1 protein-coding gene is annotated in these 1,592 nt (G+C 51.6%); it reads left to right on the forward strand.

Going from position 1 to position 1,592, the window contains the following annotated elements; genetic code table 11:
- Positions 1-773: 773 nt before the first annotated feature.
- Positions 774-1,592, forward strand: an 819-nt coding sequence (locus tag KP814_RS32475) for a choice-of-anchor A family protein (RefSeq protein WP_216740663.1), incomplete at its 3' end; no start/stop codon positions are given.

Raw genomic sequence — 1,592 nt, forward strand, 5'->3', positions numbered from 1 at the left:
ATCGGCTATTTCCTGATAGCTATACCCCTGCTTGCGCAGTCGCACGGCCTGTTTTCTTTTTTCTTCCTGCGCTGCGGCAGGTAATGAGCGAGCGTCTTCTATAATCATATGGGTAGTGTATCATACCTATATCGATGCCAGGTTAATAGTAGCGCCCCATGCCAATAATACTGGGCAGAGGTTTTGGAGAAGCCGGTTTATCGAGCAATGACTCCCCAAGACGTCCGGTAAGCTCTGAGCTACTCCAGGTTTCGTTCAGTGGGTTATTCAGGTTAGGGTTTCCTAAATCCGTGTGACCTGATCCGGAGTGGCATGCAACTGTATGGAGTGTGGCTCTTGCTGGGCCAGTTCGCGTGGTTCGTTTTTGATATCAGGTCACAGGCAATAAAAAAGGCCAACCCGAGAAGGTTGGCCTTTCAAATTTGGTGGTGGGGCGGCAACCCGGATCAAACCATGTTGACGGTAGTATTTCTTAATACTGCTGGTTTGTGCGTGTTCCTTCGGGGCCTTTCACATACTCTTGCAGTCAAGTCCACTGAGCTGAAAATTGTGATAGAGCCCTGCCCTGCCAACGAAAAGCCTAATCCTTAAGTGTCGTGTTTGTTCGTGCGGATATCTCCCTTTTGGGTTAAAAAATGTAAAAAATTACAAAAAGTTTACTTAAAGACTATTCCTGTCGCTTCCAATCCGTATAATCGCGCCGTCGCTCGGTTTGCCCCCTAGTTAGGGCGTTGTGAATCGCCCCACGATCAGGATGTAATCAGGATAGTTAAATGACTAAGTATGTCGCCTCCTTTCTCTCGACCGTCATTCTCGGTCTGTTCAGTTTTCAGGTTTCCGCCAAAGACTTTGGGCCCGCACAGCGCTTTAACGCTTTGGTGTTCGATGAGTTCCTGGCGTTGTCTTCCGATGTGGAAGGTCGTCTCGCTGCTGGCGGCGACATCTCCCTGGATAACTACAGCGTGGGCGATAAGCTGAATGCGTCTGAGGCGGGCGACGTATTAATCGCCGGGGGCGATATCAAGTTTACTAGCGGTCGCGTTTACTACGGTAATGTGATCGCCGGCGGCTCCGTCAAAGAGATTGGCGACGCCGTGCGACATGGCATGGCCCAAGGCGCCAAGATCAAGGGCGGAGCGACGCCTTCCGTCGACTTTCCAAGTGCGCAGGCCTATTTAGAGCAGCTGTCGCAAGATCTATCCAAGTTGAAAGCCAATGGCAAGGTGGAGTCCAAGTGGGGCGGGCTTTATCTGACGGCGGCGTGCGACAGTAATCTGCAAGTATTCCAGCTCTCTGGCGAACAGGTTTTCCCTGCGCATACCTTTGAAGTGGACCTTTCCTGCGCGCCAGCCGACGCCACTTATATCTTCAATATTGATGGCCAACAAACCGGTATGTCCGGAATGAGCCTGCAGTCTTTGGCGAACGTCGCCGATAAAGTGGTTTTTAACTTCTATGAAGCCTATGTGGTGGAGTTAGAGTCTATTGGCGTGGAAGGCTCCGTACTAGCGCCGAAGGCGGAAGTGGTTAACCCCCAGGGCGTACTTCGCGGCCATCTGTTCGCCAAGGCCTGGTACGGAGAGATGCAGATC

Origin of the sequence: Hahella sp. HN01, from assembly GCF_018986435.1 — a bacterium.
Taxonomy (GTDB): domain Bacteria; phylum Pseudomonadota; class Gammaproteobacteria; order Pseudomonadales; family Oleiphilaceae; genus Hahella.